This window comes from Chryseobacterium sp. WG23 (assembly GCF_024586575.1).
Lineage (GTDB): Bacteria > Bacteroidota > Bacteroidia > Flavobacteriales > Weeksellaceae > Chryseobacterium.
The window spans coordinates 50,980-66,511 of the sequence record NZ_JALCZE010000009.1 but is presented as its reverse complement, the minus strand read 5'-3'; the positions used below and the strand labels follow the sequence as shown (position 1 = coordinate 66,511).

The 15,532-nt window shown below is 35.8% G+C and carries 17 protein-coding genes and 1 riboswitch; of the genes, 11 read left to right on the top strand and 6 right to left on the bottom strand.

Features of this window, described 5'->3' with window-relative positions; all coding sequences use genetic code 11:
- Nucleotides 1-91: 91 nt before the first annotated feature.
- The gene (yidD, locus tag MP477_RS14730) at nucleotides 92-343 is read left to right on the top strand and encodes a membrane protein insertion efficiency factor YidD (RefSeq protein ID WP_047485723.1); all 252 of its coding nucleotides are present in this window, start codon (nucleotides 92-94) and stop codon (nucleotides 341-343) included.
- A gap of 439 nt (nucleotides 344-782) precedes the next feature.
- Nucleotides 783-1,631: a prolipoprotein diacylglyceryl transferase gene (lgt, locus tag MP477_RS14725; protein ID WP_257191126.1), complete on the top strand. Its 849-nt coding sequence runs from the start codon at nucleotides 783-785 to the stop codon at nucleotides 1,629-1,631.
- Between the two features lie 135 nt (nucleotides 1,632-1,766).
- On the opposite strand, the gene MP477_RS14720 is transcribed toward lgt, so the two are convergent.
- Together MP477_RS14720 and MP477_RS14715 are read right to left on the bottom strand one after the other, a co-directional pair.
- Nucleotides 1,767-3,281 (bottom strand): NAD(P)H-hydrate dehydratase, encoded by a 1,515-nt coding sequence (locus MP477_RS14720; protein ID WP_257190999.1) that lies wholly within the window; start codon nucleotides 3,279-3,281, stop codon nucleotides 1,767-1,769.
- Between the two features lie 98 nt (nucleotides 3,282-3,379).
- Nucleotides 3,380-4,471, bottom strand: coding sequence for an aldo/keto reductase (locus MP477_RS14715; RefSeq protein WP_257190998.1), 1,092 nt, complete (start codon nucleotides 4,469-4,471; stop codon nucleotides 3,380-3,382).
- Between the two features lie 131 nt (nucleotides 4,472-4,602).
- On the opposite strand from MP477_RS14715, the gene MP477_RS14710 reads away from it, so the two are divergent.
- The 3 genes from MP477_RS14710 to MP477_RS14700 all read left to right on the top strand — a co-directional run bounded on the left by MP477_RS14710 (nucleotide 4,603) and on the right by MP477_RS14700 (nucleotide 7,376).
- Entirely contained in the window at nucleotides 4,603-5,517 is a 915-nt protein-coding gene (locus MP477_RS14710) for an AraC family transcriptional regulator (protein ID WP_257190996.1), read from the top strand.
- Nucleotides 5,518-5,688: 171 nt separating this feature from the next.
- Complete coding sequence (gene mscL, locus MP477_RS14705) at nucleotides 5,689-6,069, top strand: large conductance mechanosensitive channel protein MscL (protein ID WP_257190995.1); 381 nt, start codon at nucleotides 5,689-5,691, stop codon at nucleotides 6,067-6,069.
- Nucleotides 6,070-6,332: 263 nt separating this feature from the next.
- On the top strand, nucleotides 6,333-7,376 hold the full coding sequence (locus tag MP477_RS14700; protein ID WP_257190994.1) for a peptide-N-glycosidase F-related protein: 1,044 nt from the start codon (nucleotides 6,333-6,335) through the stop codon (nucleotides 7,374-7,376).
- Between the two features lie 71 nt (nucleotides 7,377-7,447).
- Here the strand turns inward: MP477_RS14700 and MP477_RS14695 are convergent, their stop codons facing one another.
- Together MP477_RS14695 and MP477_RS14690 are read right to left on the bottom strand one after the other, a co-directional pair.
- Nucleotides 7,448-8,407, bottom strand: a complete 960-nt coding sequence (locus tag MP477_RS14695) for a D-2-hydroxyacid dehydrogenase (RefSeq protein ID WP_230034545.1) — start codon at nucleotides 8,405-8,407, stop codon at nucleotides 7,448-7,450.
- Nucleotides 8,408-8,494: 87 nt separating this feature from the next.
- Nucleotides 8,495-8,905 (bottom strand): phosphoheptose isomerase, encoded by a 411-nt coding sequence (locus MP477_RS14690; RefSeq protein WP_027372827.1) that lies wholly within the window; start codon nucleotides 8,903-8,905, stop codon nucleotides 8,495-8,497.
- Nucleotides 8,906-9,289: 384 nt separating this feature from the next.
- Between MP477_RS14690 and idi the strand changes: the two genes are divergently transcribed.
- Genes idi through gcvT form a run of 3 tightly spaced genes read left to right on the top strand, consistent with a single transcriptional unit; the run spans nucleotide 9,290 to nucleotide 11,364 of the window.
- Complete coding sequence (idi, locus tag MP477_RS14685; RefSeq protein WP_257190993.1) at nucleotides 9,290-9,805, top strand: isopentenyl-diphosphate Delta-isomerase; 516 nt, start codon at nucleotides 9,290-9,292, stop codon at nucleotides 9,803-9,805.
- Nucleotides 9,806-9,808: 3 nt separating this feature from the next.
- Nucleotides 9,809-10,279, top strand: a complete 471-nt coding sequence (locus tag MP477_RS14680) for a hypothetical protein (protein WP_257190992.1) — start codon at nucleotides 9,809-9,811, stop codon at nucleotides 10,277-10,279.
- Nucleotides 10,280-10,287: 8 nt separating this feature from the next.
- Nucleotides 10,288-11,364: a glycine cleavage system aminomethyltransferase GcvT gene (gene gcvT, locus MP477_RS14675; protein ID WP_257190991.1), complete on the top strand. Its 1,077-nt coding sequence runs from the start codon at nucleotides 10,288-10,290 to the stop codon at nucleotides 11,362-11,364.
- Nucleotides 11,365-11,463: 99 nt separating this feature from the next.
- Here gcvT and MP477_RS14670 read toward each other — a convergent pair whose 3' ends face one another.
- Nucleotides 11,464-11,646: a hypothetical protein gene (locus MP477_RS14670; RefSeq protein WP_257190990.1), complete on the bottom strand. Its 183-nt coding sequence runs from the start codon at nucleotides 11,644-11,646 to the stop codon at nucleotides 11,464-11,466.
- 131 nt (nucleotides 11,647-11,777) lie between these two features.
- Nucleotides 11,778-12,128: an arsenate reductase family protein gene (locus MP477_RS14665; RefSeq protein WP_257190989.1), complete on the bottom strand. Its 351-nt coding sequence runs from the start codon at nucleotides 12,126-12,128 to the stop codon at nucleotides 11,778-11,780.
- Nucleotides 12,129-12,246: 118 nt separating this feature from the next.
- Here MP477_RS14665 and MP477_RS14660 point away from each other — a divergent pair, with 118 nt between their 5' ends.
- The 3 genes from MP477_RS14660 (at nucleotide 12,247) to MP477_RS14650 (ending at nucleotide 15,430) form a co-directional block, all read left to right on the top strand.
- Nucleotides 12,247-12,714 carry an acyl-CoA thioesterase gene (locus MP477_RS14660; protein WP_230034533.1) on the top strand — a complete coding sequence of 156 codons (468 nt, stop codon included), beginning with the start codon at nucleotides 12,247-12,249 and terminating at the stop codon, nucleotides 12,712-12,714.
- A gap of 83 nt (nucleotides 12,715-12,797) precedes the next feature.
- Entirely contained in the window at nucleotides 12,798-13,634 is an 837-nt protein-coding gene (locus MP477_RS14655; protein WP_257190988.1) for a GLPGLI family protein, read from the top strand.
- Nucleotides 13,635-14,024: 390 nt separating this feature from the next.
- A riboswitch (Fluoride riboswitch) is annotated at nucleotides 14,025-14,092 on the top strand.
- Between the two features lie 30 nt (nucleotides 14,093-14,122).
- A complete protein-coding gene (locus MP477_RS14650) occupies nucleotides 14,123-15,430 on the top strand; it encodes a voltage-gated chloride channel family protein (protein ID WP_257190987.1) in 1,308 nt (435 codons plus the stop codon).
- The last annotated feature ends 102 nt before the right edge of the window (nucleotides 15,431-15,532 follow it).

The following is a 15,532-nucleotide window of genomic DNA, read 5'->3' as shown; positions in this document are numbered from 1 at the left end:
TTTTTAAGATCAATACTTCAGATTTCAGATCCCTGAAACTTCTAACAAAATTAAACTAATTTTAAATTTTTTACCCTATTTTTGCATTGTTTTGAAACTTACATTCAATAAAATCATTACATTTCCTTTGGTAATTTTGATAAAATTTTACCAGTGGTTCATCTCGCCATTACTTCCCAAAAACTGCCGTTATGAGCCTACATGCTCTCATTATATGTTGGAAGCTCTTAGGGTTCACGGTATTTTTAAAGGATTCTGGCTGGGGTTCAAAAGAATTTTAAGGTGTCATCCCTGGGGAGGAAGCGGATATGATCCTGTTCCCCACAAACATAAAAATCAGTAAACAAACTATTAAATCAATAGAAATGAATAATATTTTTTTCAGACTTTACCTCGTAATGCTTGCATTCGTCACACAATTTCTTTTTGCACAGCAATATCCGGGAGGTTTATCTGACGGAACTTTAGAAATAAACGGAAACAATGTTCCTGTAAAAATCTATTCTACAACGGAAGTTGGCGACCTTAACGCTTTTCCGGAAAAAGGAATCAATAATGTTCTGGTTATTCTTAATGAGTCTAATTTTGAGCCTGCCTATTTTAATTACAGTGCGGAAACTTTAACAAGATTCAAGGATTCCAGATACCAGTTTTTTGATAAAAATTTTAAATTGATAAATTCCCCGGTTACGCAGGATAATATCACAGATTATAAATATGCTGTAAAGTCTGATAAAGTTATTACCCCATCTGATAAAGTAGAACTTGAAACTCCTTTTAAAATCTGGGACCCTTCAAAAGGGATTAAAATCTTTTCATTTACCCTGCATTTCTATAGCCTGATGTTTGTTTTTGCGTTTGGTTTCGGATACATTGTAATGACAAGGATATTCAAAATCGACAATATAAACCAAAAATACCTGGAACCTCTTTTCACATGGACATTGATAGGAACCATTCTTGGAGCAAGATTAGGACATGTTATTTTCTACCAGCCGGAGCTTTTTAAAGAAGACTTCTGGAGTGTATTTTTACCCATCAGCACAAAAAACGGTTTAAAATTCACCGGTTTTTCCGGACTGGCAAGCCATGGAGCAGCTATCGCTCTCATCATGACTACTTTATACTATTCATTTAAAATCATCAAGAAAAACCCTTTTTGGGTATATGACAGATTGGGTATTGTAGTAGCTTTAGGGGGAACTTTTGTAAGAATGGGAAATTTTTTCAATTCAGAAATCTTAGGAAAACAGGCAGACCCCAATTCTCCTTTCGCTTTACTTTTCCCTCAGCAAAGCAGTGAATATGGTATTACAGTACCGCGCTACCCAAGCCAGTTATTTGAAGCTGCCGGATACTTTGCTCTTTTCATTTTATTATGGGTATTGTACAGAAAAACAGATAAAAAATACCAACAGGGTTGGTTATTTGGCTTATTCTTTATCATTCTTTGGGCGATCAGATTCTTTGTAGAGTTCTTAAAAGAACCACAAGGGGATGAATTTATCCAGATAGGAGGTTTGAATACCGGGCAGGTTCTTTCTATTCCATTTATGATCGCCGGAGTTATTATCATGATTGTTTCTAAAAAATTCAAAATTACTCCTGAAGAAAACGGAAAACCGGAGTAGGCTAAAAGGCAAAAAAAAACAGATTTATTCAACAGGATGGCAGCATCCAATACTGAAGATCTCAGATATTATATAAAAAGGCAAATTTGTAGTTACAAATTTGCCTTTTTATTTTTCTATAGTTGATCACCGATTTTAAAGGTTCCTAGCAGCTCTTCTGTTCAGCTCATTAAAAACATTTCCTAATTCATCAATAACATCCGTAGGAAGCATCGCTTCTTTTGAATGTTTTGCAGAGGCAAGATCAGCAGCCTTTCCATGAAGCCATACTCCCAATATGCATGCATGCTCTTCAGAATATCCTTGTGCTAAAAGAGATGTGAGAATTCCGGTCAGGATATCTCCACTTCCTCCTTTTGCAAGCCCTGCGTTTCCGGTTATATTATAAAAAACATTCCCCTCGGGGGTAACAACCTGCGTATGATGATCTTTTAAAACGATATAAATATTCAGTAATTCCGCTTTTTTCCGAGCCAGTTCCAATCTTTCAAATGAGTTTTTTGTGCTTCCGAATAATCTTTCAAATTCTTTTGGATGTGGGGTAATAATAGATTTTTCAGGAATTAAACTACTGTTTTTCTCTTCTTTCGAAAGGATATTTAAAGCATCAGCATCCAGAACCAATGGGTTGGAATAGTCTTTCAGAAATTTCAACAAATTTCTTTCTGTCTCCGGGTCGGTTCCTAAGCCAGGACCAATTCCACAAACCGCATCTGAATCCGTATCAAAATTCTTTATAAAATTCTCTCCTCCTTTTATAAACATCGCTTCCGGGCAAACGGTTTGTACTATTTCATAACCACATTCAGGGGCCAGGGTAAAAGTTAAGCCCGCTCCTGACCTTAAGGCAGCTTTTGTAGCCAATACTACAGCCCCTATTTTCCCATAGCTTCCGCCAACAATATTCACTTTACCATAGCTCCCTTTGTGAGAAAACTCTTCTCTGGGAATAAAAACAGAATCAACAATTACATCATCAGTCACGAAGTAGCTGGTACCTGCTGCTTCAGCATATTGCTTATCCAGCCCAATATCCAGAATAATTACTTTGCCGGTATATTTTCCTGCTTCGGAATGCAGAAAACTTCTCTTCCAGCACTGAAAGCTTAAGGTATAGTCAGCTTTCAGAATTACAGAATCTTCCTTAAACATTTTATCAGCAGGCATTCCGGAGGGAATATCTATTGAAACTTTGCTGTTCTTTTTTGCATTTAACTGCTCCACAAGCATTTTATATTCGTCTTCTAAAGGTCTTGATAAACCCGTTCCCAGAAGGGCATCCACCATCAGTGTTTTATCATCATAATAATCATCAATATCGCTGAACTTTCTGACAGAAATCCCGGAAAAATCCCGGAGCCGTTTCATATTCACCGATGCATCTCCTGACAATTTTCCTTTGGGACCATGTACAAATACATCTACATCAAAACCTTTCGTGTAAAGCATCCTTGCAACAGCCAACCCATCACCTCCATTATTCCCGTTCCCACAAAATACAGCTACTTTTTTATGGCTCTTACAGTTTTCAGATATCCAACCGACAACTGCCATAGAAGCCCTTTCCATCAGCTGAACCGAGGTTATGGATTCCTTGCAAATACTGGCCTGATCCCAATTCCGTATTTGTTCTGTAGTAAATATTTTCATAGAAGATCTTAAAGTTGTAAGCAAATTACAAAAGATTTTTCATATGACTTATTCAAAGAAATAGGACCTCAAAAGACTATTACTTCATGATCATTCGCTTATTCATATCTTTCTTTATCATTTTGAGGTAAAATATCAGCCACTTTAGACTTTATACCATTTATTGAGGTGCCGGCCTGTAATACATCTGTTGTACCGTGTAAAAGATTATGGGGAAAAGGCAATTGAGGCATTGACAATAGGTTCAGTAATTTTAATTCTTCTTCAGATAATTTCAGTGCTGAGGCTTTTATATTCTCTTGTAGCTGATTCAATGTTCTTGCTCCAAGCAACGTTGAGCTAATACCTTTCTGCTGCATCACCCAGGCAATGGCAATCGCAGAAACAGGAATATTCCTTTCTTTCGATATCATTTGAAGCGTGTCAATTATTTCATAGGTTCCTTCGGTAAGCTCAGGATTTACTCTGCTATCATTCCTCTGACTCATCTTCTGCCCTTTATTTTCTCTGCTATATTTACCACTCAAAAGGCCTTCCTTTAATGGAGACCAGGGCATGATCCCCAATCCCATTTCCAAAGCCATTGGGATTAATTCATTTTCTACCGAACGTTCTAATAAAGAATATTCTAATTGTAGACCAATAAAAGGTGCCCATCCACGGAATTTGGAGGTCATCTGGGCTTCTGTTATTTTCCACGCCGGTGTATCAGAAACAGCGATATAGCGTATTTTACCATCTCTAACCAAGTCATTAAGTGTTGAAATCGTTTCTTCAATAGGGGTATGCGGATCAAATGCATGCATCCAATATAAATCAATATAATCAGTTTTCAAACGTCTTAAAGAACTCTCCAGGGCCTGTATAATAGTCTTTCTTCCTGCGCCTCCACCGTTGGCATCGTAGGGAAACATATTTCCCCAAAACTTGGTTGATAATACCAATGCATCCCGGCGAATAATTTTCTTAGCCAGAAAGTCTCCGATGATTTTTTCTGAATGCCCCTTTGTATAAATATTAGCTGTATCAATTATATTTCCACCCTGATGAATATAATATTCTAAAATCTGATGGGCGTCTGCGGGATTTGTTCCCCAGCCCCAATCTTCACCGAAAGTCATTGTACCTAAAGTAAGCGGACTAATTTTTAATCCCGACTTCCCTAATGTTCTATAATCTGCCAAACTCATAAGATATTTTTTTTAAGTTTTTAACAAAATTATAGCAAGCCTAACGATGAGAATAGCTGCAATCAATCCAAGTCTATCGAAAATCAATCCACAATCAATATACCGATCTTCTATTTTAATACATTTGCAGAATGAACACTTCTGACGCCATATATGATTTTTACAAAAAGAAAAACACCAATATACCCACTCATTATCAATGGGGTACGGGATATTTTGACGTTATAAAAATTAACGATTTACAAAGGCGGGAAGAGCTTATTTCGTCATTATCCTTTACCCGAAAAAATCTATACAAAATCAAATTAATAAAAGGGAAATGCAGGTGTCATTATGCTGCTAAGACTATTGAAATAAACCAGTATGCACTGATGTTTATCAATCCCACTATTCCTTTTTTACTGGAAGAGAGCAATGAACCCATAGAAGAGTTTTTCTGCCTATTTAATGAAGAGTTTTTCAGCAATTACGGAAATATAAAAGAATATCCTGTATTTCAGAATACACAGGAAAATATTTTTGACCTATCAGAAATACAATATCTTGAATTTGAAAATACGCTGATCAAAATACAGGCAGAACTTTCATCAAACTACGATTTCAAATTTGATGCAGTCCGGAACCTGACCTACGACCTTATTCATACTATTATGAAGATGAATAAAGTTCCTGCTAAATCTACTGTAAGAAAAGATGCAGACAACCGTATTACTTTACTTTTTGAAGAACTTCTTGCCATGCAGTTTCCACTGCACTCAGCAACAGATTATATCAAATTCAGGAAACCCCGGGATTTTGCAGCCCAGCTTTCTATTTCTATCAATCATTTAAATAAAGCTGTAAAGCGTACACGCAATAAAACCAGTTCTGAAATCATCACAGAAAGAATCTTACAGGAAGCCCAGATTTTGCTGAAACTAACAGATTGGTCAGTTTCTGAAATAGCTTATCTGTTAGGTTATGAAACACCATCCCGTTTTACTTTTACATTTCGAAAAAAAGTGGGTATTCCTCCACTGCTTTATAGAAAGTATCAGGTCCGATAAAATAATAATCCTTGAATATGCATACGTTTATGCCTGTTTAAAAACCTCATCAATTAGGATTACTTTTACTTTAAATTCTTATTTTTCCATAATAAAAAACATTATAAAGTAACGTTTTTTACATTTTTAAATTATATTTTTGTGTGTATACTAATTAAAAAAATATAAATTATGGGATTTATTAAAGAATTTAAAGCTTTTGCTTTTAAAGGAAATGTTCTCGATCTGGCTGTCGGTGTTATCATTGGGGCTGCATTTGGTAAAATTGTTACCTCTTTAGTGGAGGATGTTGTCACTCCTTTATTACTAAACCCTGCACTGAAAGCAGCGGGAGCTGAAAATATCTCTAAGCTTACCTGGAATGGTGTTGCCTATGGAAATTTTCTTTCTGCCGTTATCAGCTTCCTGTGTATTGCAATGGTTCTTTTCTGGATCATTAAAGGGGCCAACAAAATCAGCAAGAAGGAAGAAGTGGCACCTGCAGGACCTACAGAAGATCAAAAATTATTAACAGAAATCAGAGACTTACTGAAAAGCAAGAGCACTCTATAATAAAGGTATTGATGCCTCTAACCTGGCATTTATTAAATATATAACCGGAGAAGTTTTTACTTTATCCGGTTTTTTTATAGTATGAATTCATGTCTGGCTATAACTTATTGAAAAATTCCGCCCTTATACACATATCACGTAATTATTTAAACATAATAACAAATTAATAAGAATTATATATATAAAACAGTAATTAACATACAATTAATATGTACAAATGAAATAAAAATAATAAATTCATAAAATGATTCAAAATATAAATTATGAGAAAATTATTTACATTCAGCATGTCTGTATATCTGTTTGCAACTATCATATCCTGTAAAGGTATTGATAATACCATGCCATCTAATGAGGATTCCGTTATAACAGAAGGAACGGTAAATGTAAAAACCTTCAACAAGGTGGTGAATGCTTTTGGGGATAGGCTATCGCAAAGTGCCGAGGGTTCTTTTGCTCTTCCCTCAGATATTGAAAACGTGAAAACAATTAAAATGTTCATTAAAAATGATTGCCCCAATAAAACCTGTGATGAATGGGATCGCTATGCCAATGTATACGTTAAAAATAAAACTACAGGAGACTGGTATGAAATTGGCCGTTTCATCACGCCTTATTGGGTGGGGACAGAAAAATTACAGCGTGGACTGGAAATTGATGTTACCGACTTTAAATCATTATTAACTGGAAATACAGAGTTAAAAATTTATACAGAAACCTGGCTGGCAAAAGGAAGGGAATACAGTGTAGATTTTGATTTTATCTATGGAAACCCTGACTATAAATATTCGGCAGTGATTCCCGTCATCCAATACAACAAATCATCTATAGACGGTGTTCCTTATGGAAAAGCACATACTCTTACTCTTAAAAAGAACATCAAACTCCCTGTTAATACACAAAAAGCATACCTGAGAACGATTGTATCAGGATGGGGACAGGCCGCACCTTATGATACTGGAGGAAGAGGCTGTGCCGAATGGTGTTTCAGAACTCATAATATTGCCATCAACAACATCAATCTATTCCAGCATCAGCTTGGTCCAATTGGCTGCGCCAATAATCCGATTAATAATCAACAACCTGGAAATTGGGTACCAGACAGAGCAGGCTGGTGCCCGGGAATGGTTGTACCAACCCGTACTGATGCATTAGACAGCTCATTGTTTGCCAATACATTCAGCTACGAATACAAATTTCAGAATTGGACTAATAATGGAACCAATGGAGACGCGTATTATGCTATTTCTACCTTTGTAATTGTCAAAAGTAGCACTCCAATTAATCCACCTGTTGTTACAAACTAAACCAAAATATAACGCTCATAAAAAAAGCGGGTTCATTTTTTGAATCCGCTTTTCTATTTCATTTATTGATATTATTGAATCTGTAGAATGCTTGAAATCTGTTCTGCTAAAGAAAGTCCTATTCTATCCTGAGCCTCAAGTGTAGAAGCACCTGTATGAGGAGTCAGAGAGATTTTAGAGTGATTCAGAATTTCCTTAGAAGGCGTTGGCTCATTAATGAAAACATCCAATCCTGCAAATTTCACTTTTCCGGAATCCAATGCTTCAATTAATGCTGCTTCATCAATAACTCCCCCTCTGGAACAGTTAACAACAGCAACCCCGTCTTTCATGATATCAAACTCATTTTTACCAATCATATAACCGTCTTTCTGAGCAGGAACATGCAAGGTAATAAAATCTGAATGTTTCAGAACCTCCTGTAAAGGCTCCGTTTCTATATCTACATTAATAAACTGGTTATTATAGAATTTCACCTTTATACTGGCCTTTCCTACGTTATTATCAGCAGCAACGACTCTCATACCAAGTCCCAGCGCAATTCTGGCAACTTCCTGTCCTATCCTTCCCATTCCTACAATTCCAATGGTTTTTCCTCTCAGCTCGATACCGGCAGCATATGCTTTTTTAAGTCCCGCAAATTCTGTATCTCCTACTAAAGGCATTTTCCTGTTGGAATCCTGAAGAAACCTTGCTCCTGAGAATAAATGTGCAAAAACAAGCTCAGCCACTGATTCTGAGGAAGCCGATGGGGTATTGATTACATGAATCCCTTTTTCCCGTGCATAAGCTACATCAATATTATCCATACCAACTCCTCCTCTTCCTATGATTTCAATAGAAGGGCAACCGTCGATAATATCTTTTCTTACCTGTGTTGCACTTCGTACCAATAAAGTACGGATCTTATGCTCATTAATGTAATCCACCAAAAACTCCTGTGGAACTTTTGCCGTAATGACTTCAAAGCCTTTTTCTGCTAATGCATCAATTCCTGATTGATCCAGGCCATCGTTTGCTAAAACTTTCATAAATACAACTATATTTAAAATTAAAAAGATTTAAAAATTAAAGAGATAGGCTCCCATTTAATTTTTAAATCTTCGAATTATATTTTTTTATTCCCCGTCTTCTTTGAATACTTCGATAGTCACTTGCTTTTCTACCAAATCCGTAAATCTGCCTTTGTATCTTGTAGCTCTTACCAGGTGATTATCTATCCAGTGATAGTTTCCGCCTCTTGGTTTTCCGCAGAGTACACTGTGGTATTTGAAGCCGTGCTTATCCAGCCAGTCAATAGTAATTTGTTTAAGATTTTCTGTTCTTGAAGTAAAAAAACAGATCTGGTGTCCTTCATCATACCATTTGTTTACTGTTGCTAATGCATCCGGGTAAGGTTCGCAGGTAACCATTCTTTCGGGTTCTTCATTAGGAACATCATCTGTAATGGTTCCATCAATATCAATTAAATAATTTTTTACTCCATCCTTAAGAATAGGACTTAAGTGCTCTATGTATTCTAATTCCATCGGTTAACATTAAGGAACAAAGTTAGCGTTTTTACAACTATCACGCACATGAATCTTAGTTTATGTTAAAAATTTACTACAAAAAACACTATTTAATGAATAATATAAACATTTTATTCATCATTTTATCACTTCTGATTAAAAATTTTCGTTTCAGAAATTCATTTTATATTGGGAAATATAATATTTAGACCAGAAACCAGTTTAAAGTTCATTTTTTAAAATAAACCCCAGACAAATAGCTTCTCTTTAAAAATGAGGTCACTTGATTTTTTTCATTTTTTTTAACGTTATTCTCACCGCTTATTTCTGAATTTCGTTACAAACGCATGATGTTTATCTAAAAATTTCCAAAATACATTTATTACGCTTACATTTGTAGAAATGGAAGAATTAGTAGTTTTAGTAAATTCTGAAGATGAAGTTCTGGGTTTAATGGAAAAACAGCAGGCTCATATCAACGGCTTATTACACCGTGCTTTTTCTGTTTTTCTATTTAACAGTAAAGGAGAAATGCTTCTTCAAAAAAGAGCTTCGGGAAAATACCACTCCCCCAATCAATGGACCAATGCTGTATGTTCTCATCCCAGAAAGGAAGAAACATACCTGGAGGCAGCAAAACGCAGGCTGTATGAGGAATTGGGTATTGAAACAGAACTTTCAGAAAAATTCAATTTTATCTATAAAGCTGATGTAGGTGGAGGCCTTTGGGAGCATGAACTCGATCATGTCTTCGTAGGAAATCATGAGTCTGAATCTGATTTTAATCTGAATACAGATGAAGTGCAAGAAGTAAGATTCATATCTCCGGAAGAGCTGGATAAAGAAATGACTGAAGCTCCTGAAAATTTTACCGAATGGTTTAAGATCATTCTTGAAGAATACAAACACCATTTTTAAAAGATGAAAAAAATACTGCTTGTATCCGCTTTATTTTCCGGAAGTTTATTTTTTGCTCAGAAAGCAAAAGCTTACGACAGCCCCAATTATTCTATCAATGTTCCGGAAGGCTGGAAATCTACCAATGACAGTGATATTGTCAACATTTTTCCTACCAACGAAATCGGAGCTATTACTATTTCGGAATATCATGATCTGGGACTTCCAAAAGAAGAAATGAAAAAATTTATTCTGGCACTGTATAAATCAGAAGATCCTGAGAATAAAATAAAGGAAAATAAAAGTAAAAAAGGATACACTGAATATTTCTACGAATATTTTGATGAAAAAGAAAAGCTTTTCTGGATTACCAGAGCTTTTCAAAAAGACAGAGATCTTTATCTGGTAACGATCAACTGTGGCCAGAAATTCTGGAACGGAAATTATATGACCCTTTTTAATGAGACTTTCAACAGTTTTAAAATAAAGAAATAAAATTAAATATGAAGAAAACAGCCTTGTACGACACTCATGTTTCTTTAGGAGCTAAAATCGTACCTTTTGCAGGTTTTGAAATGCCTGTTCAATATTCAGGAGTAACGGAAGAACATTTTGCGGTAAGAGAAAAAGCAGGATTATTTGATGTTTCCCACATGGGACAATTTTTCATCGAAGGTCCCGGTTCAAAAGAACTTTTACAGTGGGTAACCACCAACAATGTAGATGCTCTGGAAAACGGAAAAGCTCAGTATTCATGTCTTCCTAACGAAGATGGTGGTGTTGTGGATGACCTTATCGTTTACAAAATGGAAGATGATAAATATTTTGTGGTTGTCAATGCTTCAAATATAGATAAAGACTGGAATCATATTTCAAAATATAATACTTTCGGGGCTACAATGACCAATGCGTCTGATGAGATGTCTTTATTGGCAATTCAGGGGCCTAAGGCTACGGAAATCCTTCAGAAGCTTACAGAAGTTAATCTTTCTGAAATCCCTTACTACCATTTTACAGTAGGAAGTGTGGCTGGAGTGAATGACATTATCATTTCAAACACAGGATATACCGGAAGCGGAGGTTTTGAGATCTATTTTAAAAATGAAAGCGCAAAACAGCTTTGGGACGAGATCATAAAAGCGGGTGAAGCTGAAGGAATTATCCCATGTGGATTAGCTTCCAGAGACACTTTACGATTAGAAAAAGGATTCTGTCTGTATGGTAACGATATTGACGATACCACTTCTCCTATTGAAGCTGGCTTAGGATGGATTACAAAATTTGATAAAGATTTTGTTTCCAAAGATATTTTTGCAAAACAAAAAGAAGAAGGCGTTACAAGAAAGTTAGTTGGATTTGAATTACAGGATAAAGGGGTTCCAAGACATGACTACCCTGTTGTAGATGCAGAAGGCAACGTAATTGGAAAAGTAACTTCCGGAACGCAGTCTCCAATGAAAAAGATCGGTTTAGGTCTTGCTTATGTAGACAAGCCTCATTTCAAATTAGGCTCTGAGATCTTTATTCAGGTAAGAAATAAAAATATTCCTGCAAAAGTGGTGAAAGCTCCTTTTGTATAGTATCAATACACAAAAAAGCCGCAGTTTAATTAAACTGCGGCTTTTTTATTTTACAGAGAAAGTACATTAAAACAATCTCTACACTTTCAGATTTCACAATCATCTGCAATAGCAGCAGAAAGATCCGTCTGATGTACACACATCACCTACTCCGGGATGACCTGATTCTACACCGCCAGCTTCTCCACAAAGTGTATAGCATGTTAACGGAATTTTTATTCCGCCGCTTATCTGTTTCAATTCTGATCTGTTAAGATTCTTTGACTTTAAAAAGTTTTTCATAGTAATAATTTTTTGATGAAAACAAATGTAATCAATTAATGGATTCAAAAACTTTATTATTTCAAAAACAAATTAAAAATCAATCATTTACCTATATTAAAGCATATATATTTCAAAATAGGTAGCTTAAATTAATTTTTAAAAAAATCTTGTAGTGCCTCTATATTTTTCTTATCATTTCCTATAAATATCTCCTTATCAGTAAGGAAAACCGGTCTTTTTAAGAATGTATAATGGTCCAATAGCAGCTCTTCAAAATCTTTTTCAGTTAAAGACTTCAGATCCAGTTCTCTCAGTTTAATCTGGGTTGATTTTTTACTGAACAATGCCTCATAAGACTTCGCTCTCTTATGCATTTCCGTCAGCTCTTCTCTTGTAATGGGTTCTTTTTTTATCTCGCGAAGCTCCCAGCCTTTAAGATCAAATTTTGCTAAAATCTTTCTGCAGGTATCACATGTATTAAGGTGAAATACTTTTTTCATTATTTTTTCCAAATCTTTTATTGTTAAAATTCTCATTCGTAAGAATTTCCTTTTCCAAAAGTAGGATTTAATCTAAAACTTTGAAAATTATTAAATAACTTTATTAAAATTTTATAAGATGCAGAACAAACCTATTACTTTTCAGTTTATTTCAGAGCCTTCGGATGTTAATTATGGGGGAAATGTACATGGAGGGAGTGTTATGAAATGGATTGATCAGGCAGGATATGCCTGTGCTACAACCTGGAGCGGAAATTACTCTGTGACAGTATATGTGGGCGGCATTCGTTTTTATGATCCTATTAAGATAGGTGAGGTAGTAAAAGTAGATGCACAGGTCATCTTTACCGGAACCTCAAGTATGCATATTTCAATCAATGTTTTTTCACGAAATCTAAAACAGCCTACCTTTGATAAAAAAACCCATTGTATCATCGTCTTTGTTGCAGTAGATGAAAACGGAAAAAAGCTTCCTGTTCCTAAATGGATTCCTGAAACTGAGGAGGAAAAGCAGCAGGAGAAGTATGCCAAACGTCTGATGGAGCTGAGAACGCAGATTGAGGATGAGATGAAGCCTTTTCTGTAATACAGGATAAAAGGCTGAATAAGGAATACATATAAAAACTGCTATTTAGATTGATACCCGTACCACATCATTTGATATATAGTATGAGAAATGCTTTCACATTATCTGCTTTGCTGATCATTATTTTATGCCAGTCCCAGACCTATCGGTTCATCTATGAAATGCAATATAAGATGGATTCTACAGAAAACGGGCTTGAAAAGCTGAATATGATTCTGGATATCGGTTCCAAAGAAGTAAAGTTTTATGGGCAAAACCTGGCTATTACGGATTCTTTGAATAAAAAATTCGGGAAAAATTCCGGTTATACAGACATGTCCGGCCAGGTGATAAAAAGGAAAATCAACTCTTTTGATAATGAAAATTACATCAATATCAAGGAAGGATATTATACTTTTAAGACAACGGATAAAATCAATTGGACCATTTCTAATGAAATTAAAAAATCTGAAAATTATACCTTGCAAAAAGCCAGCACAAAATTCGGGGGAAGAAGCTGGACGGCCTGGTTTTGTAAGGATATTCCTTTTAATGAAGGTCCATTTAAATTTCGTGGTCTTCCGGGCTTAATTTTTGAACTCTCAGATACAAAGAAAAATTTCATGTATACCCTTCTCAAAAGCCAGGAACTGCCAGATGCCTATTCTACTGAAAATTTTGTAGAATCCAACTTTGGAAATAAAGCAGTTCCCATTAACGAAAAACAAAAATATAAGCTGACCATGGACTTTTACAATGATCCTTTTGCCTTTGAAAGAAATAATTTCAGCAAAACAGATACTGATTTAAAGATTAATATTAATGGAAAAGAAATCCATAATGTTGATGAGCTGAATACCCAAACCAAAAGCATGCAGGAAGTGATCAGGAAATACAATAACCCTCTTGAAATTGATAAAGCGGTGCATTATCCAAAATAGGGAGCGAGTTGTGGAAACCTTTCAACCACAAAAGTCACAAAAGCTTTTATTTTAACCACTTTAGTTCACTTAAGCCAGTTAAAATAGTGCTGTATAAAAGTTCAAATAATTTTTGAAAATCTATGATTTTCTTTTCTTTTGAGTTCAGGGGATAAAATTCAGTTTATATTATTGTTCATTGTATGGGCCATTCTTAGGTGAACAAAGGATACACCATCTTTATCATTCCGGTAGTAATCTGAATTGTTTCTCCAATAATACTGTTGAGATTCCTACCGGAGTGGCTAAGCATATGAATAAATGGAGTGCCAGTTTTGTGGCTAAAAATTTTAATACCTCTGTACCTTTCAAATATTTTTTGAAAAACAGATTCTTCTTTTTATATTTGTATCATCAAAAGGAAATGGTGTTCTTCCTTCCCCAACCGCTTTATAAAAGCTGATGACGCCTGATTGAGAGATTATGAACAATAACTAATCAGGATTATCATGTCAAAAAATAAAAGAACATTTGGTAAAAAAGCCGTTTTCCACACTCATTTTTTCTTCAGAAAATTCCCTGCGCTGCCTTACATTTTAAAATGGCTGTTGATCAGCAGTATTATTGGTATTCTGGCAGGAACTGCTTCGGCAGGCTTTTTACAGTCGTTGGAATGGGCAACCAATTTTAGGGAAAACCATCTTTGGATGATTGCATTACTTCCTGTAGCTGGTTTTCTGATCGGGCTTCTATACTATTATTTTGGAAAAGATGTTGAGGCAGGAAATAATCTTCTGATCGATAGCATCCATGATCCAAAGGAGACTATTCCCTTTAAAATGGCTCCATTTGTTTATCTTGGAACAGTTGTCACTCATTTATTCGGGGGTTCTGCAGGCCGTGAAGGGACTGCTCTTCAGATGTCAGCCGCTATTGCAGACCAGCTCAGTAAGCCTTTTAAACTTGACAGGAATGAAAGACAAACAGTACTGATTGCTTCAATTGCTGCAGGTTTTGGATCTGTTTTCGGAACACCGTTGGCAGGGGCAGTTTTTGGGCTTGAAGTTTTTCTTATCGGGAAGATACGTTATAATGCTATTTTTCCAGTTTTTGCTTCGGCTATATTAGCAGACTGGACAACCAATCTATGGAATGTTAAGCATACCCACTATCATATTGACTTTATTCCTAAGCTAGAATTTCTGCCCATTTTGTACAGTATTCTGGCCGGAATAGCTTTTGGGATCTGTGCTGCAGGCTTTAGCAAGGCTATCCATTGGGCAGGATCGTTTTTAAAATCAGGAATTCAGTATCCGCCACTTCGTCCGGTGGCCGGAGGTATTATTGTAGCGCTGGCTGTTGTTGCACTGGGCACCACCAGGTATATTGGACTCGGTGTTCCTGTCATTGTAGAGTCTTTTGAAAAACAACTTCCCTTATATGATTTTGCTTTGAAAATGATCTTTACCATCGTTACTCTCGCAGCAGGATTCAAAGGGGGGGAAGTCACTCCTCTATTCTTTATAGGGGCCACGCTGGGAAGCGCTTTATCTCTATTCATCCCGCTTCCGTTTGGGTTATTGGCCGGAATGGGCTTTGTAGCGGTATTTGCCGGAGCCACCAATACACCCTTGGCCTGTATATTAATGGGAATTGAACTGTTCGGAGCTGAATGTGGTGTTTATGTAGCAATTGCCTGCATTGTTTCTTATCTTCTTTCAGGAAATAACAGTATTTACAGTAAACAAAAAATAGGAGCTGCTAAAAACAGAAGATTCGAAAGCCGGCAGGATCAATCTATTTCGGACTTTTTGTGATGTAAAAAGTATAATGTATATAAATAATACTGTTATAGTATCACATTAAGACTCTCAAACCCTCAAACTCTCAAACCCTCAAACTCAAATAGCACTCGCATC